The 21,931-nt window shown below is 60.2% G+C and carries 15 protein-coding genes and 1 tRNA gene; 4 read left to right on the forward strand and 12 right to left on the reverse strand.

The genetic code is table 11. The features are described from left to right. Positions 1-157 precede the first annotated feature (157 nt). The gene (locus BMY68_RS17735) at positions 158-2,533 is read left to right on the forward strand and encodes a glucose/quinate/shikimate family membrane-bound PQQ-dependent dehydrogenase (RefSeq protein WP_085533124.1); all 2,376 of its coding nucleotides are present in this window, start codon (positions 158-160) and stop codon (positions 2,531-2,533) included. A gap of 82 nt (positions 2,534-2,615) precedes the next feature. On the opposite strand, the gene BMY68_RS17740 is transcribed toward BMY68_RS17735, so the two are convergent. From BMY68_RS17740 to rpsU, 6 genes are all read right to left on the reverse strand, one after another. After that, complete coding sequence (locus BMY68_RS17740) at positions 2,616-3,401, reverse strand: lipopolysaccharide biosynthesis protein (RefSeq protein WP_239694100.1); 786 nt, start codon at positions 3,399-3,401, stop codon at positions 2,616-2,618. Positions 3,402-3,690: 289 nt separating this feature from the next. Continuing rightward, positions 3,691-3,767 (reverse strand) — tRNA-Ile (locus tag BMY68_RS17745). A 15-nt stretch (positions 3,768-3,782) separates the two neighbouring features. Beyond that, positions 3,783-7,526: a bifunctional diguanylate cyclase/phosphodiesterase gene (locus BMY68_RS17750; RefSeq protein ID WP_085533128.1), complete on the reverse strand. Its 3,744-nt coding sequence runs from the start codon at positions 7,524-7,526 to the stop codon at positions 3,783-3,785. 122 nt (positions 7,527-7,648) lie between these two features. After that, the gene (rpoD, locus tag BMY68_RS17755; RefSeq protein WP_007926106.1) at positions 7,649-9,496 is read right to left on the reverse strand and encodes an RNA polymerase sigma factor RpoD; all 1,848 of its coding nucleotides are present in this window, start codon (positions 9,494-9,496) and stop codon (positions 7,649-7,651) included. Between the two features lie 67 nt (positions 9,497-9,563). Further along, positions 9,564-11,528 carry a DNA primase gene (dnaG, locus tag BMY68_RS17760; protein ID WP_009045891.1) on the reverse strand — a complete coding sequence of 655 codons (1,965 nt, stop codon included), beginning with the start codon at positions 11,526-11,528 and terminating at the stop codon, positions 9,564-9,566. A 469-nt stretch (positions 11,529-11,997) separates the two neighbouring features. After that, positions 11,998-12,213 (reverse strand): 30S ribosomal protein S21, encoded by a 216-nt coding sequence (gene rpsU / locus BMY68_RS17765; protein WP_002551877.1) that lies wholly within the window; start codon positions 12,211-12,213, stop codon positions 11,998-12,000. Positions 12,214-12,413: 200 nt separating this feature from the next. Between rpsU and tsaD the strand changes: the two genes are divergently transcribed. Further along, positions 12,414-13,439 (forward strand): tRNA (adenosine(37)-N6)-threonylcarbamoyltransferase complex transferase subunit TsaD, encoded by a 1,026-nt coding sequence (gene tsaD / locus BMY68_RS17770; protein ID WP_085533130.1) that lies wholly within the window; start codon positions 12,414-12,416, stop codon positions 13,437-13,439. 41 nt (positions 13,440-13,480) lie between these two features. On the opposite strand, the gene plsY is transcribed toward tsaD, so the two are convergent. Further along, the gene (plsY, locus tag BMY68_RS17775; RefSeq protein WP_085533132.1) at positions 13,481-14,050 is read right to left on the reverse strand and encodes a glycerol-3-phosphate 1-O-acyltransferase PlsY; all 570 of its coding nucleotides are present in this window, start codon (positions 14,048-14,050) and stop codon (positions 13,481-13,483) included. Between the two features lie 74 nt (positions 14,051-14,124). Here plsY and folB point away from each other — a divergent pair, with 74 nt between their 5' ends. Both folB and folK read left to right on the forward strand, forming a co-directional pair. Then, the gene (gene folB / locus BMY68_RS17780) at positions 14,125-14,478 is read left to right on the forward strand and encodes a dihydroneopterin aldolase (protein ID WP_007926118.1); all 354 of its coding nucleotides are present in this window, start codon (positions 14,125-14,127) and stop codon (positions 14,476-14,478) included. Next, positions 14,469-14,987, forward strand: a complete 519-nt coding sequence (gene folK / locus BMY68_RS17785) for a 2-amino-4-hydroxy-6-hydroxymethyldihydropteridine diphosphokinase (RefSeq protein ID WP_007926120.1) — start codon at positions 14,469-14,471, stop codon at positions 14,985-14,987. Before folB ends, folK begins: the two co-directional genes overlap by 10 nt. 67 nt (positions 14,988-15,054) lie before the next feature. Here the strand turns inward: folK and BMY68_RS17790 are convergent, their stop codons facing one another. The 5 genes from BMY68_RS17790 to glpE form a co-directional block, all read right to left on the reverse strand. After that, positions 15,055-16,284: a multifunctional CCA addition/repair protein gene (locus tag BMY68_RS17790; RefSeq protein ID WP_085533134.1), complete on the reverse strand. Its 1,230-nt coding sequence runs from the start codon at positions 16,282-16,284 to the stop codon at positions 15,055-15,057. 64 nt (positions 16,285-16,348) lie between these two features. Continuing rightward, entirely contained in the window at positions 16,349-17,911 is a 1,563-nt protein-coding gene (locus BMY68_RS17795) for a SpoVR family protein (RefSeq protein WP_007926122.1), read from the reverse strand. After that, complete coding sequence (locus BMY68_RS17800) at positions 17,908-19,179, reverse strand: YeaH/YhbH family protein (RefSeq protein WP_007926123.1); 1,272 nt, start codon at positions 19,177-19,179, stop codon at positions 17,908-17,910. Before BMY68_RS17800 ends, BMY68_RS17795 begins: the two co-directional genes overlap by 4 nt. A gap of 189 nt (positions 19,180-19,368) precedes the next feature. Then, positions 19,369-21,291: a PrkA family serine protein kinase gene (locus tag BMY68_RS17805; RefSeq protein WP_007926124.1), complete on the reverse strand. Its 1,923-nt coding sequence runs from the start codon at positions 21,289-21,291 to the stop codon at positions 19,369-19,371. A 294-nt stretch (positions 21,292-21,585) separates the two neighbouring features. Continuing rightward, positions 21,586-21,915, reverse strand: a complete 330-nt coding sequence (gene glpE, locus BMY68_RS17810; RefSeq protein WP_009045885.1) for a thiosulfate sulfurtransferase GlpE — start codon at positions 21,913-21,915, stop codon at positions 21,586-21,588. Positions 21,916-21,931 lie beyond the last annotated feature (16 nt).

Below are 21,931 nucleotides of genomic sequence, written 5' to 3' on the forward strand. Positions count from 1 at the left end.
TGCTCGTGGCATGGCGTATTGGCTGCGGACTGCGCTATGACGGCTAGGCTCAGTAGCACAGATGAGATTTTTTGCCACGAATTGCCTGCGACAAGTTGTCATAAGTAACTGGTTAGTACATTCTTGCGCCACGCAAAGAATGGGAGAAATTTCCGACATGAATAATTCTGGGGCTGCCACCGGCAGCAAATGGTTGTTGTGGGCGCTGGGTGTCCTGATCGCCCTGATCGGTCTGGGGCTGGCCGGCGGGGGTGGGTACCTGGTCAGCCTGGGCGGCAGCTGGTTCTTCCTGCTGATGGGCCTGGCGATGATCGTTTCCGGGCTGCTGATCGCCCGGCGTAACCCGCGCGGTGCCTGGCTGTATGGGGTGGCGCTGGTGCTGACGGCGATCTGGGCGGTCTGGGATGCCGGGCTGGAGTACTGGCCGCTGGTTTCGCGGGTGCTGACCTTCGCCGTTATCGGCCTGGTGGTGGCGCTGATCTACCCGACCCTGGTGCGGGCTTCGGGCGCGACCGCCGGGCGTGGCGCTTATGGCCTGGCGGGTGTGCTGGGCATTGGCGTCGTGGCGACCCTGGCCTACATGTTTGTGCCGACCCATGTGGTCAAGGCCAGCAGCGAGCCGGCGATCAAGCCTGTGGCTCCAGGTACCGAGCAGAAAGACTGGGCCCATTGGGGCAACACCACCGCCGGCAATCGTTTTGCCGCGCTGGACCAGATCAACAAGGGCAACATCGACCAGTTGCAGGTGGCCTGGACTTTCCGCACCGGCGATATTCCGCAAAGCACCGGCGCGGGCGCCGAAGACCAGAACACACCGCTGCAGATCGGTGACACGGTCTATACCTGCACCGCCTACGGCAAGGTGTTCGCCCTGGACGCCGACACCGGCGCCGAACGCTGGAAGTTCGATCCACAAGGCTCGGCGCCTAACTGGCAGCGGTGCCGCGGCCTGGGTTACTTCGATGCCTCCGCCGAGCCTGGCGCCGAGGTAACGGCCGCTCCGGCTGCTCCGGCCGCCTGCACCAAGCGTTTGTTCCTGCCGACCGGCGATGCGCGACTGATCGCGATCAACGCGCAAACCGGCAAGCCGTGCGAAGACTTCGGCGACAAAGGCACGGTCGACCTGAAAACCGACATGGGCGAAGTGAAGCCTGGCTACTACCAGCAGACCTCGACCCCGCTGGTGGCCGGCAATGTGGTCATCGTCGGCGGCCGGGTGGCGGACAACTACTCCATCGGCGAGCCACCGGGCGTGGTCCGCGCTTTCGACGTGCGCAGCGGCGAGCTGGTCTGGGCCTGGGATCCGGGCAACCCGAACACCACCAAGCGTCCACCGGCGGGCGAGACCTACACCCGCGGTACGCCGAACGTCTGGTCGGCCATGTCCTATGACGCCAAGCTCGGCCTGGTCTACCTGCCAACCGGCAACGCCACGCCAGACTTCTTCGCTGGCCAGCGCACGGAGTTCGACGACAAGTGGAGTTCGTCCATCGTCGCCCTGGATGTGAAGACCGGTCAGGTGCGCTGGCACTTCCAGACCACTCACCACGACCTGTGGGACTTCGACCTGCCGGCGCAGCCGCTGCTGTACGACCTGCCGGACGACAAGGGCGGGGTGCAGCCGGCGCTGGCGCAGGTCACCAAGCAGGGTGAGATCTTCCTGCTCAACCGCGAAACCGGCGTGCCTATCGCCCGGGTGGAAGAGCGTCCGGTGCCGCAGGGCAATATGCCGGGCGAACGCTACTCGCCAACCCAGCCGTTCTCGGTGGAGATGCCGTCGATCGGCAACCAGACCCTGACCGAGTCGGACATGTGGGGCGCCACGCCATTTGACCAGTTGATGTGCCGTATCCAGTTCAAGGGCATGCGCCATGAAGGTGTCTACACCCCGCCGGGCCTGGATCATGCTTTGCAGTTCCCGGGCTCCCTGGGCGGCATGAACTGGGGCAGCGTGTCGGTGGACCCGAACAGCAACTATATGTTCGTCAACGACATGCGCCTGGGCCTGGCCAACTACATGATCCCGCGGGCGCAGATCGCGGCCGGGGCCAGCGGTATCGAAATGGGCGTAGTGCCCCAGGACGGCACGCCGTTTGGGGCGATGCGCCAGCGTTTCCTCTCGCCTGCCGGTATTCCGTGCCAGAAGCCACCGTTCGGCACCATGTCGGCCATCGACCTGAAAACCAGGAAGCTGGTGTGGCAGGTGCCGGTCGGTACCGTGCAAGACACCGGTCCCCTGGGTATTCGCATGCACATGCCAATCCCGATCGGCATGCCGACCCTGGGGGCGTCCCTGGCAACCCAGTCCGGCCTGTTGTTCTTCGCCGGCACCCAGGACTTCTACCTGCGCGCCTTCGATACCGGCAACGGCAACGAAATCTGGAAAGCCCGCCTGCCGGTGGGCAGCCAGTCGGGGCCGATGACCTACGTTTCGCCCAAGACCGGCCGGCAGTACATCCTGCTGACCGCAGGCGGCGCGCGTCAGTCGCCGGACCGTGGGGACTATGTGATCGCTTATGCATTGCCCGAATAACGGCTGATCCTGGCCTTACAGAAAAACCGCGCAAGGCGCGGTTTTTTTGTGGGCGAATACAATCCGTCCGAGCATGAAGTGCTCAGCGATTAACCAGCTTGTCGAGTTCGTCGAGACTGATCTTGGGAATGATCGAAGTAGGGATGCTCGACGTGGGGGACAGGTTGTAGACCGAAAAATCCTTGCCCATGACCTTGTCCGACATCAGCTTCAAGGACGGCAGGATCCGCGATTGCAGGTGCTGGTCCAGGCCGCAGGGCGACTTGAAGGTATCTGGCGTTTCATAAAAACGCCCCTGGGCAGGATTCAGGTCGACGCCCACCAGGATCGCCGTATTGAAGCCGGCGTGATAGGCGAGTTGCAGTGCCAGATAAGCCACCGTGCGGGCGTCGAAGAAACCCAGTTCGAGATTCTTGCTGAAGCCGATGGTCCGGCTCCTGTTGCCCCAGAACAGGGGAGGGCGAACCAGGTCGCGGTTGCTCCTGAGCAACCGCTGCGTCCAGGTCTGTCGTGGCGCCTTCTTCAGCAGAAACAGCTCGCCGCGAGGCTGGATTGGAACAGTGCGGGCATGTTCTTCCCAGAGCGCCACATGCTGACTGACAGCCATTGCCTGGGTGAAGAGCTCGGGTTGCTGGAGGGAGAAGCTGGTGTCGGTGCAGACATAAAAAAAGGGCTGTATGCCGGTGCCACGGAACATCGAGATGGCCCCGTTCATGGTGATCATCGGGATGTTCGAGAAGGCTTCGATAGGGAAGTCCTTTGCCGAACTACCGGATGCAATGATGAAAACAGGGCCTTGCTGAATATTTCGGCAACGTGCAAAACCCGTTGCCCGGCCAGGCGAAGGCGCCGTAGATACTACTTCCATGTGTTGTGTCCGAATCATCAGGCCACTCTGATTATTATGGGGTGGCTTAAGTGGTGCATCGCGTCGGGGAAAGGACAGGCTCTCCCCCATTCATAGAAGTGCAGTTTAGGACCAAACGAAGGCCATGCACGACTTCCGAACGGTTATGACCGTCGCGGTTTTTAATAGTTGTGCGGTAGGGCTGATTTTTTGGAAAAAACGATCGGGCGCTTTGCCGGCCTGGCGGCCGAATGGCGGGATTTGCAGCGCGTTGAATACGCAAAAGCCGCGCAATGCGCGGCTTTCAAGGTGGTGGGCCCACACGGACTCGAACCGTGGACCAAAGGATTATGAGTCCTCTGCTCTAACCGACTGAGCTATAGGCCCTCAGTAGGCCGCGGATTATAGCGACGGTTTCTCGGCTGTGCTATCCGAAAAATCCGAAACGGGAAGGCGTAGAAAGGTCGCGGCGAATTCGTCGGCGCTCAGCGGCAGGCTGATGATGTAGCCCTGGATCTGTTCGCAGCCTTCGTTCCCGAGGAATACCTGCTGGTCATGGGTTTCCACGCCTTCGGCGATCACGGTGAATTGCATGCTGCGGCCCAGGGCGATGATGGCTCGCACGATCGCCACATCATGGGGGTCGTCGGGCAGGCCGCGGACGAAGGATTGATCGATTTTCAGGAAATCCAGCGGCAGGCGCTTGAGGTAGCTCAGGGACGAGTAGCCGGTACCGAAATCGTCGATGGCCAGCTGAACGCCCAGGCGCTTGAGCTGGTGCAGGACCTCCAGGGCTTCCTCGGCCTGGCTCATGATGAAATTCTCGGTGATTTCCAGCTGCAGGAAGCCGGGTTTGAGGCGGTTGTCTTTCAGCAATTGTTCAATCCGCCCCAGCAGGTTCGGCTGGCGCAACTGGGCGCCGGCGAGGTTGACCGAAAGCGGGCCGAAGCTGTCGTAGCGCTCGTTCCACTTGCGCAACTGTTGGCAGGCGTGTTCCAGCACCCAGTCGCCGATCTGCAGGATCATGCCGTTCTCTTCGGCCAGGGGGATGAAGTGCTCGGGCGGGACATCGCCAAAGGTCGGGTGATGCCAGCGGATCAGGGCTTCGGCGCCTACCAGTTCGTGGTCGCCCAGCCTGATCTTGGGTTGGTAGTAGAGATACAGCTCGTTGCGCTCGATGGCTCGCCGCAGTTCATATTCCAGGGCCACGCGCTCGCTGGCCTGGGCGGTCAGGTCGCGGGTGTAGCTTTCGACCCGGTTGCGACCCTTGGCCTTGGAGCGGTACATGGCGGCGTCGGCATTCTTGACCAGGGTGGCCACGTCGCAACCGTCCTTGGGGTAGAGGCTGGTACCGATGCTGGCACTGATGAAAAACTCGTGCTCGCCGGCTTGGAACGGCGCGGTGAAGCAGTTCAGCAGCTTGTTGGCGATGTGGTCGGCATCGCTGGGCTGCTGCAGTCCGGGTAGCAGGATGATGAACTCGTCGCCACCCAGGCGGGCCACGGTGTCGATATCCCGCAGCTGTTCTTTCAGGCGCACGGCAATGCCCTTGAGCAGCAGGTCGCCGACCGGGTGGCCGAGGCTATCGTTGATGTGCTTGAAGCGGTCCAGGTCGAGAAACAGCACGGCGCCCTGGCCACCGTTCTCCTGCTGGTTGTTGAGGGCGGTCAGCAGGCGGTTTTCGAACAGGGTGCGGTTCGGCAGGCCGGTCAGCGGATCATGGTGCGCCTGGTAATCGAGCTTGGCCTGGGCGTGCTTGAGGCTGGAAATATCGGCGAATACCGCGACGAAGTGGGTGATGAACCGGTCTTTGTTGCGCACCGCGCTGATGGTCAGCCAGCTGGGATACAGCTCGCCATTTTTGCGTCGATTGCAGATTTCCCCTTGCCAATGACCTTCGGCGGTCAGTTGGTGCCACATGGCGGCGTAAAAGGCGCTGTCATGCAGGCCGGAAGCCAGCAGGCGCGGGGTGTGGCCCAGGGCTTCGGTTTCGCTGTAGCCGGTGATTTCGGTGAATGCCCGATTGACCGCGCTGATGTGCTGCTGGGTATCGGTGATCAGTACGCCTTCAGCGGTGCTCTCGAACACGGTGGCGGCCTGTTGCAGCTTCTCCTGCATCAGGTGGCGCTCGGTGATGTCGCGGGCGATGGTCAGCATGCAGTCTTCGTCGCCGATCGGCAGCGGCCGGCTCGAGAGCTCGCAGAGGCGGATCTGACCGTCATTGCGGCGAATATGGCAGCTGAAGTCGCGTACGAAGCCATCCCGCTGCATCAGGTCGAGCATCTGCCGGCGCTCGTTGAGGTTGACCCAGATGCCCAGCTCCAGCGTGGAACGGTCGACGGACATGGCGCTATTGAAGCCGGTGATACGACTGAAACCTTCGTTGACCTCTATCAGCAAGCCGTCGCGCTGGCGGCTTAGCAGCAGGCCGTCCGGCGAGGCGTGAAAAGCCTTGGCGAACTTCTCTTCTGAGGTTTGCAGCTGCTGTTGGGTTTCCTTCAACTGGCTGATGTCGCGAACCACCACGACCAGGGCGGGCGTAGTGTCGAGGTCGAAGGGTTCGGCGGAGATCAGCCCGGTGAACAGCTGGCCGTTGCTGCGCCGAAAGGGCATTTCCAGGTTACGGATACTGCCGGCCTGCAAGCGTTGCAGCAGCCCCGGGCCGACGCCCTGAATACCCCAGATATTCAGCTCGGTGGCCGTCTGGCCCACGACTTGCGAGGCACTCAGGCCGATCTGTTCTTCGAACGCCTCGTTGACCTCCAGCAAGCAGCCATCCGACAGGCGGGCAATGACCAGGATGTCCGGGCACTGTTGGAAGACCGAGGCGAATTTCTGTTCCGAGAGCTGCAGGGCCTCTTCGGTGCGTTTTGTCTCGCTGATGTCGATCATCAGGCCGCGCATGATCGGTTCATGCCCATGCTCGATCAGGCTGACGATGTCGCGAACCCACAGGCAGCGGCCGTCGGCGGTGATTACTCGGTAATCCAGGCTGTGATCGCGCCCGGCCAGGACTTCGTGGTCGCAGAAGTGCTGGGCGCGCGTCAGGTCGGCGGGGTGGATGATGTTTCTCCAGAATCCGGGAATCAGCCAGTGCGAAAGGGGATAGCCCAGCAATTGCTCGGCATGGGGCGACACGTAGCTGTAGGTGAAGTCGCTGATGCGCGCTTCCCAGGCGATCGCCGAAAGGCTTTCGACCAGGCCGCGGTAATGGTATTCGCTGCTACGCAGTTCCTGTTCCAGGGCCACGCGCCTTGCGATCTCGGAGCTCAGCCGGCGATTGATGCGGATCACTGCCGCCAGAATGGCAAACAGCAGGAGCAGCCCTGGCAGGCCATAGAACAGCAGGTCCGACCAGAACGAACGGTGGTCGAGCACATTGCCCACCCAGCGCTGCTGGATCTCGTTGACCTCCGCTGGGCTTATGTCAGCCAGCACCTTGTCGAGAATGCTTACCAGTATCTTGCTGTCGCGGGGGACGCCCATGGCCAGCTGATAGCGGTAGGGCGTCTCGCCGCTGACATAGAGCCCATCCAGCTTCAGCTGCCGCAGGCTCCAGACACTGGAAGCCAGGTCGCCGACCACGGCATCGACCTGATTGAGGGCCAGCGCCTGCAAGGCCGAACTCACATTGGGCAGGGCAACCAGGTTCAGGTCGGGATGGTGGGTGCGTAGCAGTTCATGGGGGGCGTAATTCTCCACGACGGCGATCTTCAGGCCGTACAGGTCCTGGAGCTTGCGAGGTTGCGCGCCGCCTTTATGGGCCAGGATCACGATGGGGAAGTCGAGGTACGGACGGGTGAAGGCCAGATAGTTTTGCCGCTCCGGGGTCGACATGATGCCTGGCAGCAGGTCCAGCTTGCCCTTTTTCGCGGCTTCGAGCACTTCGCTCCAGCTGGCGGGTTCTATCGGTTTGAGCGTGATCGCCAGGCGATCCTGGATCAGATGGATATAGTCCGCCGCAAGGCCCTGGTAGCGCCCTTCCTCATCGCGATATTCGAAGGGCGGCCACGAAGCGTCGACGCCCAGGCGCAATTCCGGATGGGCTGAAAGCCAGCCACGTTCTTCATCGGTGAGTGTCAGCGCGCCGGCCGTTGCGGTCCAGGCGAGCAGCGACAGCACCAGCACGGTCGGCAGTCTGGGCATAACGGTCTCGTTATGACACGGGGGAATGTTTCGAGTGTAGACGGGCAATCCGGAGGGAGTGAGGCGCGGGGAGTTTTAAACTGCACAAAACAAGACCCCCAGCAGGGCTGGGGGTCTTGGTATTACTCGTCGAGGAAGGAGCGCAGGTGCTCGCTTCTCGTCGGGTGGCGCAGCTTACGCAGTGCCTTGGCTTCGATCTGGCGAATCCGCTCACGGGTAACGTCGAACTGCTTACCGACTTCCTCGAGGGTGTGGTCGGTATTCATGTCGATGCCGAAGCGCATGCGCAGCACCTTGGCTTCACGGGCAGTGAGGCCGGAGAGTACTTCGCGAGTCGCTTCCTTGAGGCTCTCAACGGTGGCGACATCGATTGGCGACTGCATGGTCGAGTCTTCGATGAAGTCGCCCAGATGGGAGTCTTCGTCATCACCGATCGGGGTTTCCATGGAGATCGGCTCTTTAGCGATCTTCAATACCTTGCGGATCTTGTCCTCAGGCATTTCCATGCGTTCGCCCAGCTCTTCCGGGGTCGGTTCGCGACCCATTTCCTGCAGCATCTGCCGGGAAATACGGTTGAGCTTGTTGATCGTCTCGATCATGTGCACCGGAATACGGATGGTGCGGGCCTGGTCGGCGATCGAGCGAGTGATCGCCTGACGGATCCACCAGGTGGCATAAGTCGAGAACTTGTAGCCGCGACGGTATTCGAACTTGTCTACCGCTTTCATCAAGCCGATGTTGCCTTCCTGGATCAGGTCCAGGAACTGCAGGCCACGGTTGGTGTACTTCTTGGCGATGGAGATCACCAGACGCAAGTTGGCTTCGACCATCTCTTTCTTCGCGCGACGGGCCTTGGCCTCGCCGATCGACATGCGACGGTTGATGTCCTTGATCTCGGCGATCGTCAGGCCGGTCTCGGTCTCGAGCGCGGTCAGCTTCTGCTGGCAACGGATGATGTCCGGTTGCAGGCGACCGATGGCTTCGGCGTACTTGGCCTTGCCTTTGGCCAGTGCGTCGGACCAGCTTTCGTCCACTTCATTGCCAGGGAACTGGCGCAGGAAGTCGGCGCGTGGCATGCGAGCATCACGAACACAGAGTTGCATGATCGCGCGCTCTTGCTGACGCAGGCGATCCAGGGCGCTACGAACGCGTTCAACCAGGCCTTCGAATTGCTTCGGAACCAGTTTGATCGGCATGAACAGTTCAGCCAGGGCCAGCATTTCAGCCAGGGCTTGCTTGTGTTCACGACCGTGCTTTTTCAGCGCCTTGCGGGTGATTTCCATCTGGTCGGCAACGGCGCCAAAGCGCTGGGCTGCAATGACCGGATCCGGACCGCTTTCGGCTTCTTCTTCGTCGTCACTGGCTTCGGCGTCATCGTCGTCGGTGTCGTCGTCCGCTTTCGCGGCCTTGGCATCGACAGGCGGTGGTACTTCGGCGGCAGGCGGCGCGATGCCGTCGTCCGGGTCGATGTAACCGCTCAGGACGTCGGACAGGCGACCACCTTCGGTGGTGACGCGAGTGTATTCGGAGAGGATGTGCTCAACCGTGCCAGGGAAGTGCGCGATCGCGCCCATCACTTCACGGATGCCCTCTTCGATACGCTTGGCGATTTCGATTTCGCCTTCACGTGTGAGCAGCTCTACCGTACCCATTTCGCGCATGTACATACGCACTGGGTCGGTAGTGCGACCAATGTCGGTTTCCACAGCCGCCAACGCTGCGGCGGCTTCTTCAGCTGCTGCTTCGTCGGTATCGGCTTCGGCCAACAAAAGGGCATCCGCATCCGGAGCACTCTCGAATACGTTGATCCCCATGTCGTTGATCATGCGGATGATGTCTTCCACCTGTTCCGGATCTGAAATATCCTCCGGCAGGTGGTCGTTGACCTCCGCGTAAGTCAGGTAACCCTGCTCACGACCACGGCTGATCAACTCTTTGAGGCGAGACTGCTGTTGCGCTTTTCCGGACATAACACCCTATCCACTGAAGGTCTTGGCGGGCAAAAAACAAGCCGAGGATTATACCCGAGCTATGACCTCACGCGCCAGTTGAGGTCGGGTTTGATGCGGGAACATTGCGTTTTAAAAGCTCAAGTAGCTGAATTTTTTCTTCGCCACTCAATTCACTTTGACGCGATTTCCTGAGAAGTTGTTCCAAAGCACGCTCACTTTGGCGAGCGGACAAGCTTTTAATGGTGTCGAAAAACTGTTGTTCAAGGTTATCGCCCTCAATCAACCATTCCTTTTCTGCCAGCGCCTTGATCAGGCGGCCCTGCTCCGTGCCGTGCCAGCGCGCCATCAGTTGATGAATAGAGCGTAGCTTAGGATTTTTCTGCACGGCTTCGATCAGGGCGACCAGCAACTGGGTATTGGTGTTGTCGTCGGCGGCGAAATGCCCGGCGTCTTCAACTTTCTCGGCCAGTTGCGGGTGATGCAGCAATGTTCGAAGGGCTGACAGTGTAGGAGGTTCGACGGCGGCCGGAACGCGCGGGGCACGTGGTTGATCACGATCGCCATTACGCTTGCCCTTTTTGTCCCAAGGCTTGTTCTCCCACTTCTTGCCGCCGGCACCGCTTTTCTTCGGCGTCCACTCCTGCTGCGGCACATAGGCCTCTTGCGGCTCGTGGTAGTCGGCATAGTCCGGCATGGCGTCGTAATCGATGCCGGCGTCGTACGCCGGTGGCGCTTCTTGTGGGGCGCTGTGCACCAACTGGTTGACGGTTTCGTTGTTGAGCCCGGTAATTTCACTGAGGCGCTGGCGCATCAGGGTCCGCAGGTTGGCTCCGGGGACCTTGTCGATCAACGGTGCAGCCAGGGTGGCCAGGTGGGCCTTGCCCTCGAGCGAGCGTGGATCGGCTTCGTCCGTCAGTTGCTGGAAGAAGTAATCGGCCAGCGGTTGAGCGTGTTGATTGATGCGTGCGCGAAAGGCGTCGGTGCCTTCGGAGCGGACCAGGGTGTCCGGGTCTTCCCCTTCGGGAAGAAACAGAAAACGCGCCCGGCGACCGTCCTGCAGGCTGGACAGGGTTGCCTCCAGCGCGCGCCAGGCGGCCTTGCGCCCGGCCTGGTCGCCGTCGAAACAGAACAGGACGCTGGGCACGATACGGAACAGGCGCTTGAGGTGTTCTTCGCTGGTGGCGGTACCCAGGGTCGCAACGGCGTTACGCAGGCCTTGTTGGGCGAGGGCAATCACGTCCATGTAGCCTTCGACGACGATGATTTCGTCGAGGTTGCGGTTGTTCTTGCGGGCTTCGAACAGGCCGTAAAGCTCCTGGCCCTTGTGAAAAACCGGCGTTTCCGGCGAGTTCAGGTACTTCGGTTTGTCGTCGCCCAGTACCCGGCCACCAAAGGCGATGATCCGGCCGCGGCTGTCGCGGATCGGAAACATCACCCGGTCGCGAAAGCGATCATAGCGTTTGCCGGTTTCGGCATTTTCGATCAGCAGACCGGCGTCGATCATGGCTTTCTGCTGCAGGGTATCGCTGCTCAGGTGCTTGAACAGGTTGTCCCAGCCGGGCGGTGCAAAGCCGAGGCCGAAGTCGCGGGCGATCTCGCCGGTCAGGCCGCGCCCCTTGAGGTAATCGACCGCGGCCTTGCGGGCCGGATGGCTTTTCAGGGCTTGGCGATAGTAATCGGCGGCGGCGGTCAGCAGCGGATAGAGCGGCGAGTCGGTTGGCTGCCGGGGCTTGTGCGAACGGCCGCTTTCCTCGCGCGGGATCTCCATGCCGGCGGCTTTGGCCAGTTCCTCGACTGCCTGGGGGAAGTCCAGGTTGTCGTGGTCCATGATGAAGCCGAGGGCGTTGCCGCCCGCGCCACAGCCGAAGCAGTAGTAGAACTGCTTGTCAGGGCTGACGCTGAAGGAGGGGGTCTTTTCCTTGTGGAACGGGCAGCAGGCGGTGTAGTTCTTGCCGGCCTTTTTCATCTGCAGGCGCGAGCTGACAACATCGACGATGTCGGTGCGGTTCAGAAGGTCGTCAATAAAGCTCTGGGGAATCAGCCCGGCCATGGCGTTCTCGTCATCACTGCGCGAAAGAATTGGACCAATGCGAAGGCTTCGAAAGTGGGCTGCTCGAGACGCAACGGCTGCGCGTTCGACCATCTGTCGTCGGCTTGATCGCTATCGGGAAGTGTATCTGCCGAAAGTCCACTGACGTTAGTTTCAATCAGTCTTCGACTATTTGAAGATATTGCTCTGAGTCCGACAGGTCTCGGATGGCTCATAAGCGGGCGCTGGAGAAGGGCGCCTTGGGCTGAGTCTGTTGAGGAATCAGAATAAAAATGTGCTCGTCAGTAGCCTTGGAAGGCTCGTCAGAAGAGACGTGCACCGCTGGCAGGAAGCCAGGTCTGACGTGGTGAAGCGGATTGTCTCGGTCGCATGCGCGGCGTTGACGGTGAAGCATCAAGCGTTGTCCGCAAATGCCATTAGCCCGGCTGAGGGCCGGGCTTGGCAGAAGCTTGCAGCGAACGTCTGTGTATTAGTACAGACGTACGGCGCGGCGCTGTTCGCGCTGAACTTTCTTGGCGTGACGCTTAACAGCAGCAGCTGCTTTGCGCTTACGCTCGGAAGTCGGCTTCTCGTAAAATTCGCGGCTACGAACTTCAGCCAGAACACCGGCTTTTTCGCAGGAGCGCTTGAAACGACGCAGAGCTACGTCGAAGGGTTCGTTCTCTTTAACTTTGACGGCTGGCATCCAGAGCTACCTTCATTCATTACCGGGGTCAACGTTCTCGTCGCAAAAATCGCGGCTGAGGTCGTCGGTTTTTAAGGGTTGCGGATGTTAACCCCTCATCGCTCGGAATGCAAAGCCTCTGATCGAAAACCGCTGGTCGGCTGAGGGAGTGGCGACTATTATGCGCGCCTTCGAATTTAGCCTCTACAAGGCGCAAACCCATGCTAGTACTGGGATTAGAAACTTCCTGCGACGAAACCGGCGTCGCGCTTTACGACAGCGAACGGGGCCTGCTGGCCGATGCGCTGTTCAGTCAGATCGACCTGCATCGGGCCTATGGTGGTGTGGTGCCGGAGCTGGCCTCTCGCGACCATGTCAAGCGCATGCTGCCGCTGATTCGCCAAGTTCTGGCCGAGGCGGACTGTGTGCCGACCGAAATCGACGCCATTGCCTATACCGCTGGCCCGGGCCTGGTCGGAGCCCTTTTGGTGGGCGCCTCCTGCGCCCAGGCGCTGGCCTTCGCCTGGGGGATCCCGGCGCTGGGTGTGCACCATATGGAAGGGCACCTGCTGGCCCCTATGCTGGAAGAACAACCGCCGGAATTTCCGTTCGTCGCTTTGTTGGTTTCCGGTGGTCATACGCAGCTGGTGCGGGTCGATGGCATCGGCCAATACGAGCTGATGGGCGAAACCCTGGATGATGCTGCCGGTGAAGCCTTCGACAAGACGGCGAAGATGATCGGCCTGAATTATCCGGGCGGTCCGGAAATCGCTCGCCTGGCCGCACAAGGTGTGGCCGGGCGCTTTGTTTTCCCGCGGCCGATGACCGATCGTCCAGGGCTGGATTTCAGCTTCAGTGGCTTGAAAACCTTTGCCCTGAATACCTGGCAGCAATGTGTCAGCGCTGGGGACGACGGCGAACAAACCCGTTGCGACATCTCGCTCGCCTTCCAGCAGGCGGTGGTGGAAACTCTGACCATCAAATGCAAGCGAGCCTTGAAGCAGGCCGGACTCAAGCGTCTGGTCATTGCTGGTGGCGTGAGCGCCAACAAGGCTCTGCGCACGTCGCTGGAAAAAATGCTCGGCGAGATGAAGGGGAATGTGTTTTACGCCCGTCCTGAGTTCTGTACCGATAACGGCGCGATGATCGCGTTTGCCGGTTGCCAGCGTTTGCAGGCCGGTCAGCAGGAGAGCCTGGCGATCAGTGTGCAGGCGCGTTGGCCGATGGAGCAGTTGTCGCCGTTGTGAGTCGGTAATTTCCCGACCTGAGCCCGGTTCATCTTCAGGATTCAGAAATGCCGTTCGCGCCCGGCAAACAGGTCGCGTAGATTGCCGCGGTGGCGCCAGACGATGAGCAGTGTGAGCACGCTCATCGGCAGTAGCGCCGCCGGCGCCTGCCAGGCCAGCAATGGCAGGGTCAGGGGCGTGGCGATCAAGGCCGCCAGCGAGCTGGTGCGGGTCAGGTAGAAGGTCAGGAGCCAGGCGGCAATGGCCAGGAGCGCCGCTGGCGGATAAAGCCCCAGCAGCATCCCGGCGGCGGTGGCGACACCCTTGCCGCCGCGAAAGCGAAAGTACACCGGGAACAGATGGCCCAGTACGGCGTAGAGCCCGATCCAGGCCTGTTGTTGGAGCGAAAGGCCTGCGAAACTGGCGATCAGCACGGGCAACAGCCCTTTGAGCAGATCGCCGAGCAAGGTCAGTACCGCAAGTTTCTTGCCGGCCAGGCGCAACATGTTGGTGGCGCCGGCATTGCCCGAGCCACTCATTCGCGGATCGGGTTTACCGGTCAGGCGGCTGAGCAAGATGGCGAAGGACAGCGAGCCGAGCAGGTAGGCGAAGATCGCCAGTAACCAAAACATGCTAACTATTCCGGGCGAGGACGCCCTGATTCTAACGGCGCATTGCGCCCTTGTCGTGCTGCGGAGAAGAGTGCTTGGACAGAGTGTTTATCGAGGGTCTGGAAGTCGACACGGTGATCGGTGCCTACGACTGGGAGCGAGGCATCCGACAGTGCCTGCGCCTTGACCTGAGCTTCGCCTGGGACAACCGCCCGGCCGCGGCTGGTGACGACCTGACCCTGGCGCTCGACTACGCCAGCGTGTCTTCGCGGATCCAGGCGTTTGCTGAACAGGCGCAATTCCAGCTGGTGGAAACGTTTGCCGAGCGTCTGGCTGAAGTCCTGATGAGCGAGTTCCATATTCCCTGGTTGCACCTCAAGCTGACCAAACCCGGTGCTGTTGCGGCCGCCAAAGGTGTGGGCGTGGAGATCGAGCGCGGATGTCGCTAACTCAGGTATTTCTTGGGCTCGGCAGCAATATCGAGCGCGAAACCCATCTGCTGGCCGGGCTCGATGCCCTGGCGGGCTTCCTGCAGGACATGCGCTGCTCGGCAGTGTTCGAAAGCCAGCCGGTCGGGATCAAGAGCGGGCCTTTCTTCAATCTGGTGGTTTCGGCCTTTACCGATTTGCCACTGATGGAACTGGATCGTCGGTTGAAGTTCATCGAAGCGGACAACGGTCGTTATGCCCCGGACCGCAAGGGCCTGCCGCTGGATATCGATGTGCTGCTGTACGGCGATCTGGTGGGCAATTTCGACGGCTTGATCCTGCCGCGCGCCGAGATTCTGAAGAATGCCTTTGTGCTCTGGCCCTTGTCGCTGATGGCGCCGGAAAGGGTTCATCCGCTGGCCGGACAGGACTTCGCCACCCTCTGGCGCGAAGCCCAAATCGACCAGGTGCTGGCGCCCGTGGCCTTTGAGTGGCGGGGCAGGCAGCTGACGCCACCGGAGCTGGGATAGCTCTGGCTGATTGCTATCGGTTTGCGAGCAAGCTAGCTCCTACAGTGGAGCTAGCTCGTGATGTTTCTTACCGCGGGTGCTGTTCCTTGTAGGCCTTCAGCGCCTTCAGTCGCTCCCGTTTCAGCGCCTCTCCCAACTCCGGCCCCTTGAATCCCTGCTCCAGCAGCGGCTGCACCGCTACCGTTCGTGCTGCGGTGGCCGCGCCGCGCAAATAGTCCGCCTGGGGATAGGCGTGCTCCTCCAATCCGAGACGACCGCGAGCATCCATTTCACAGGCGGCGATAAACTCCTCGAACCGCTGCGGCCGACGGTACACGTCAAAGCTTTGCAGCAGCTCCGCCAGTGTCGAAGGTTTCAGTTCGAGGGCGCGATGGCCATGGGTGTGGTACTGACCCACCAGCAGCGCCAGTTCCTGGCAGTCGCGTGGCGCCTTGAAGCGTTCGTTGACGCACTTGATCAGCTTCAGGCCCTTGTGCTCGTGTGCGATGTGCTGTGGCCATTCACTTTGCGGTGTCAGGCCCTTGCCCAGGTCGTGCAACAGGCACGCCCAGCGCACGCTCAATGGCTGCTTGTGCAGTGCCGCCTGCTCGAGAACGCTCAGTGTGTGCACACCGCTGTCGATCTCCGGGTGATGGGCGGCGGGTTGCGGAACGCCAAACAGCGCCTCTATTTCAGGCAGCAGGACTTTGAGCGCTCCACAGTCGCGCAGCACCTGGATGAACACCTGGGGGTGATCTTCCATCAGTGCGCGGGAGATTTCCTTCCAGCTGCGCTCCGGCGTCAGGGCTTCCAGTTCGCCTGATTCGCTGAGCTGGCGCATCAATTCGAGGGTGTCAGGCGCCACCCGGAAACCGAGCCCAGCGTAGCGAGCAGCAAAGCGGGCAACGCGCAGGACACGCAGCGGATCTTCGGCGAATGCGGGGGAAACATGGCGCAGCAGGCGGTTTTCCAGATCCTGCTGGCCGTGATATGGATCCGTCAGCACGCCATGGTCGTCTTCCGCCATGGCGTTGATTGTCAGGTCGCGGCGGATCAGGTCTTCTTCGAGGGTGACTTCGGGGCTGGCGTGAAAGGTGAAGCCGCCATAACCCCGACCGCTTTTGCGTTCGGTGCGGGCCAGGGCATATTCCTCGCCGCTCTTGGGGTGAAGAAAGACCGGAAAGTCTGAGCCTACCGGCCGAAAGCCGTTGGCGAGCATTTCTTCGGCCGTGGCACCGACTACCACCCAGTCGATGTCGGTTACCGGTTTGCCCAGCAGGCGATCGCGTACCGCACCGCCGACCTTGTAAATCTGCATAAAAAACCTCCGTTAGCCCGACAGAATAACCCTTGCGCCGAGCTTTCGGAGGTTTGTCATGCGCTCAGAGGTGGATGACAGCCAGGTCCAGGCGGCCATAGTCCCCTTCGTTGTGATCGCTTCTTGGCGGTACGTGATGGGTTTTCATCACCTGGTCGCCCTGCAGGGTTTCCAGATGGATGTCGAACCCCCATAGCCGGTGCAGGTGCTTGAGGACTTCGTCGGTGGAGTCACCCAATGGTTTGCGGTCGTGCTGTTGGTGGCGCAGGGTCAGCGAGCGGTCGCCCCGTCTATCGATGCTCCAGATCTGCACGTTGGGCTCGCGGTTACCCAGGTTGTACTGGGCTGCAAGGGTTTCGCGGATGACTCGATAGCCGCTTTCGTCATGAATGGCTGGTACCAGCAAGTCGTCTTTCTGGTCGTCGTCCAGGATGCTGAACAGCTTGAGATCGCGGATCACCTTGGGCGACAGGTACTGCAGGATGAAACTCTCGTCCTTGAAGCTGCTCATGGCGAACTTGATGCTGGAAAGCCAGTCGGTCCCGGCCAGTTCCGGGAACCAGCGACGGTCTTCTTCAGTCGGTTCTTCGCAGATGCGCCGGATATCGCGGTACATGGCGAAACCGAGGGTGTAGGGGTTGATGCCGTTGTAGTAAGGGCTGTCGAAGCCAGGCTGGAAGACCACGCTGGTGTGGGAGGCGAGGAATTCCATCATGAAGCCGTCGGTCACCAGGCCTTCGTCATACAGGTCGTTCATCAGGGTGTAGTGCCAGAACGTTGCCCAGCCTTCGTTCATCACCTGGGTCTGGCGTTGCGGGTAGAAATACTGGGCGATCTTGCGCACGATCCGCACGATTTCCCGCTGCCACGGTTCCAGCAGAGGCGCGTGCTTCTCGATGAAGTACAGGATGTTTTCCTGCGGCTCGGCGGGGAAGCGCGCGTTGTCCTTGTCGCTGAACTTGTCCGTGCCTTTGGGAATGGTGCGCCACAGGTCGTTGATCTGTTTCTGCAGGTGTTCTTCCCGGTCCTTTTGCCGACGTCGCTCTTCTTCCGCGGAGATCGGATAAGGACGTTTGTAGCGGTCCACCCCGTAGTTCATCAGGGCATGGCAGGAGTCCAGCAGGTCCTCCACGGCGTCGATGCCGTGACGCTCTTCGCACTGCATGATGTACTGCTTGGCGAACACCAGGTAATCGATGATCGAACTGGCATCCGTCCAGGTGCGGAACAGATAGTTGCCCTTGAAGAAGCTGTTATGGCCATAGCAGGCATGGGCCACTACCAGTGCCTGCATGCAGATGGTGTTTTCTTCCATCAGGTAGGCAATGCATGGGTCCGAGTTGATCACGATCTCGTAGGCCAGCCCCATCTGGCCGCGGCTGTAGGACTTTTCGGTGCTAAGGAAGTGTTTGCCATAGGACCAATGGTGATAACCCAGGGGCATGCCGACAGAGGCGTAGGCGTCCATCATCTGTTCGGCGGTGATCACTTCGATCTGGTTGGGATAGGTATCCAGGGCGTAACGCGCCGCGATACGGCTGATTTCGCGGTCGTAGGCCTGGATCAGCTCGAACGTCCATTCCGAACCGGTGGAGATAGGTTGGCGTTTCTGCTCTCTGGCGGTCATGTCACTAACCTGCGCTGGAAGAGTTCACGGAAGACCGGATAGATATCTCCGGCCGAGACCAGTTGCTGCTGGGCGAAAGTATCGGAAAAGGCTTCGGCGATGCGCTCGTATTCGAACCACAGGGCCTGATGTTCGCGCGGGGTAATCTCCACGTAAGTGTAGTACTGCACGAAAGGCATGATCTGGTTGATCAGGATGTCGCGGCAGATCGGCGAGTCGTCGTTCCAGTTGTCGCCATCGGAAGCCTGGGCGGCGTAGATGTTCCACTCGTTGCTCGGATAGCGCTCGGCCATGATCTCCTGCATCAGTTTCAAGGCGCTGGAGACGATGGTGCCACCGGTTTCCCGGGAGTAGAAGAATTCCTCCTCGTCCACTTCACGCGCACTGGTGTGGTGGCGAATGAACACTACGTCGATCTTGTCGTAGTTACGCTTGAGAAACAGGTACAGAAGGATGAAGAAGCGCTTGGCGATGTCCTTGGTGGCCTGGGTCATGGAGCCGGAAACGTCCATCAGGCAAAACATCACGGCCTTGGAGCTGGGGTTGGGCTGTTTGACCAGCAGATTGTACTTGAGGTCGAAGGTGTCGAGGAACGGCACCCGATGGATACGGGCGCTGAGACGCTCGATTTCCGCTTCCATTTCCTGAATATCGCCGAAGTTGTCCGGTTCTTCGCGTTTCAGGCGTTCAAGTTCCTCTTTGACTTCGCGCAGTTTTGCCCGGCTGCTGCCGGACAGGGCGATGCGCCGGGCATGGGCCGAGCGCAGGGTTCGAATGATGTTGATGCGCGAGGGATTGCCTTCGTTGCTGATCCCGGCCCGGACGGTCTTGAAGGTGTCGGTTCCGCTCAGGTTGCGTTTGACCAGGTTCGGCAGTTCCAGGTCTTCGAACATGAACTCGAGGAATTCTTCCTGGGTAATCTGGAAAACGAACTCGTCCATGCCTTCGCCGGAATTGCCGGCCTTGCCCCGGCCACCTCCGCCACCACCGCCTTGAGGGCGTGCGATGTGCTCGCCGGCCGTGAACTCCTTGTTTCCCGGGTGCACCACGGTCTGTTTGCCGCCGCGCCCATGATGGAGCACCGGTTCATCGATATCCCGGCCTGGAATGCTGATTTGTTCGCCATGCTCCATGTCAGTGATGGAACGGCGGCTGACCGCCTCTTCGACGGCCTTCTTGATGTGGTCACGATAACGCCGCAGAAACCGCTGACGGTTTACCGTGCTTTTGTTCTTGCCATTGAGACGTCGGTCGATCACATAACTCATGACTGCTCCTTAGAAGCGGTCTTGAAGCTCGCAAGCGGCCCGGACGGGGGGAGGGGGCGGCAAAGTGTCTTGCCCGTCGGTCCTCTGCCCGAGCCTCGCTGCGAACGTTCAAACGCGCTTCCTGAAGCCTGTGTAGCAGAAATCGCTAAGACAGGCTCCTGGCTAACGACAACCGGTGCAACCGGCGGGTTACTGCGATTTTCTGACCCGCAGATACCACTCGGACAGCAGTCGTACCTGTTTGTCGGTGTAGCCGCGCTCGACCATTCGGGTAACAAAGTCGTTGTGTTTCTGTTGATCCTCTTTGCTGGCCTTGGCATTGAAGCTGATGACCGGGAGCAGGTCCTCGGTGTTGGAGAACATTTTCTTCTCGATGACCACCCGCAGTTTTTCGTAGCTGAGCCAGGTCGGGTTCTTGCCGTTGTTGTTGGCTCGGGCCCGCAATACGAAATTGACGATTTCGTTGCGGAAGTCCTTCGGATTGCTGATGCCGGCCGGTTTCTCGATTTTCTCCAGCTCTTCGTTGAGCGCGACCCGATTGAGGATCTCGCCGGTTTCCGGATCGCGGTATTCCTGATCCTGAATCCAGAAGTCCGCATACAGCACATAGCGGTCGAAGATGTTCTGGCCGTATTCGCTGTAGGACTCCAGGTACGCCGTCTGGATTTCCTTGCCGATGAACTCGATATACCGCGGAGCCAGGTATTCCTTCAGGAAGCGCAGGTAGCGTTCGCGGGTTTCCGCCTGGAACTGTTCCTGTTCGATCTGTTGTTCGAGCACATAAAGCAGGTGCACCGGGTTCGCCGCGATCTCGTGGGGATCGAAGTTGAAGACTTTCGACAGGATCTTGAAGGCGAAGCGGGTCGACAGACCGTTCATGCCTTCATCCACGCCGGCGGCGTCGCGGTATTCCTGGATCGACTTGGCTTTCGGATCGGTGTCCTTGAGGTTCTCGCCGTCGTAGACGCGCATTTTCGAGTAGATGTTCGAGTTCTCCGGCTCCTTGAGACGCGAGAGCACGGTGAACTGAGCGAGCATTTTCAGGGTGTCGGGAGCGCAATGCGCCTTGGACAGGGAGCTGTTGAACAGCAGCTTGTCGTAGATTTTGACTTCGTCGCTGACCCGCAGGCAGTACGGGACTTTGACGATATAGATCCGGTCGATGAAGGCTTCGTTGTTCTTGTTGTTACGGAAGGTGTGCCATTCCGATTCGTTGGAGTGGGCCAGCAGAATGCCGGTGAAGGGGATCGCGCCCAGCCCCTCGGTACTGTTGTAGTTGCCTTCCTGGGTGGCCGTCAGCAATGGGTGCAGCACCTTGATCGGTGCCTTGAACATTTCGACGAACTCCATCAGGCCCTGGTTGGCCCGGCACAGTGCGCCCGAATAGCTGTAGGCGTCGGCGTCGTTCTGCGGGAATTCCTCCAGCTTGCGAATATCGACCTTGCCCACCAGTGCGGAAATGTCCTGGTTGTTCTCGTCTCCAGGTTCAGTCTTGGCGACGGCGATCTGGTTGAGGATCGAAGGATAGAGCTTGACCACCCGGAACTGGCTGATGTCGCCACCGAACTCGGACAGGCGCTTGGTGGCCCAGGGCGACATGATGGTGTTCAGGTAGCGCCGTGGGATACCGAAGTCTTCTTCGAGGATCGCGCCATCTTCCGTGGCGTTGAACAACCCAAGAGGCGACTCGAATACCGGAGAGCCCTTGATGGCGTAGAAGGGCACCTTTTCGATCAGTTGTTTGAGTTTCTCGGCCAGGGATGATTTACCGCCACCGACGGGGCCGAGGAGGTAGAGGATCTGTTTCTTCTCTTCCAGGCCCTGAGCGGCATGGCGGAAGTAGGAGACGATCTGGTCGATGCATTCTTCCATTCCATGGAAGTCTTCAAAGGCCGGATAGCGACGGATCACTTTGTTGGAGAAGATCCGTGACAGTCTCGAATTGGTCGACGTGTCCAGCAGCTCCGGTTCGCCGATAGCCAGAAGCAGGCGTTCAGCGGCCGATGCGTAGGCGCTACGGTCCTTTTTGCAGAGCTCCAGGTACTCCTGTAGCGAGAACTCTTCCTGGCGTGTGGATTCGAAGCGTTGTTGGAAGTGGCTAAAAATACTCATGACGTCACCTCGCTCGATACGTGGAGCCGACGCCGGATCAGTCAGTCAAGTGCTGGCATGCAGCCGGGAATCCGGCTGATGTTTACCCCCCAGAACACTTTCAAAGCTATCGACCTTGAAAGCTAGTACCGATGACCCGCACGCCGGTGTACCGGCTCTCCCCTGATTGGATGGCCTGAGGCTAAGGATAGTTCGGAATCGGGGAGGTAAAGGTGGAATACGCAATTTGTTCAAGTGACCGTTCGTCGGTCATGGCGCCAGCCCGCGAATGACGCGGGCTGGCGCGCAGAAAAATTATTCGGCGCTGCCCTGGGCAATTTCCGCAGGGTAGGTGGTCCGCCACAATTCGAAACCACCGTCCAGGCTGTAGACGTCGGAGAAGCCCTGGCTGATCAGGTAGGCCGCTGCGCTTTGGCTGGAGTTGCCGTGATAGCAGACGACCACCAGCGGGGCGTCGAGATCGGCGTTGCGGATGAAGTCGGAGATGGAGTGGTTATCCAGGTGCAGAGAGCCGCTGATGTGGTTCAGGGCAAAGGTCTGCGGGTCGCGGATATCGACCACCACGGCGCCTTGCTCGCGCAGTGCCTGGGCCTGTTCTGGGGGGATGCGTTTGAATTCGCTCATGGCGGGCTCCTGGGCC

Source organism: Pseudomonas sp. NFACC41-3 (assembly GCF_900109505.1).
In the GTDB taxonomy this organism is placed as follows: domain Bacteria; phylum Pseudomonadota; class Gammaproteobacteria; order Pseudomonadales; family Pseudomonadaceae; genus Aquipseudomonas; species Aquipseudomonas chlororaphis.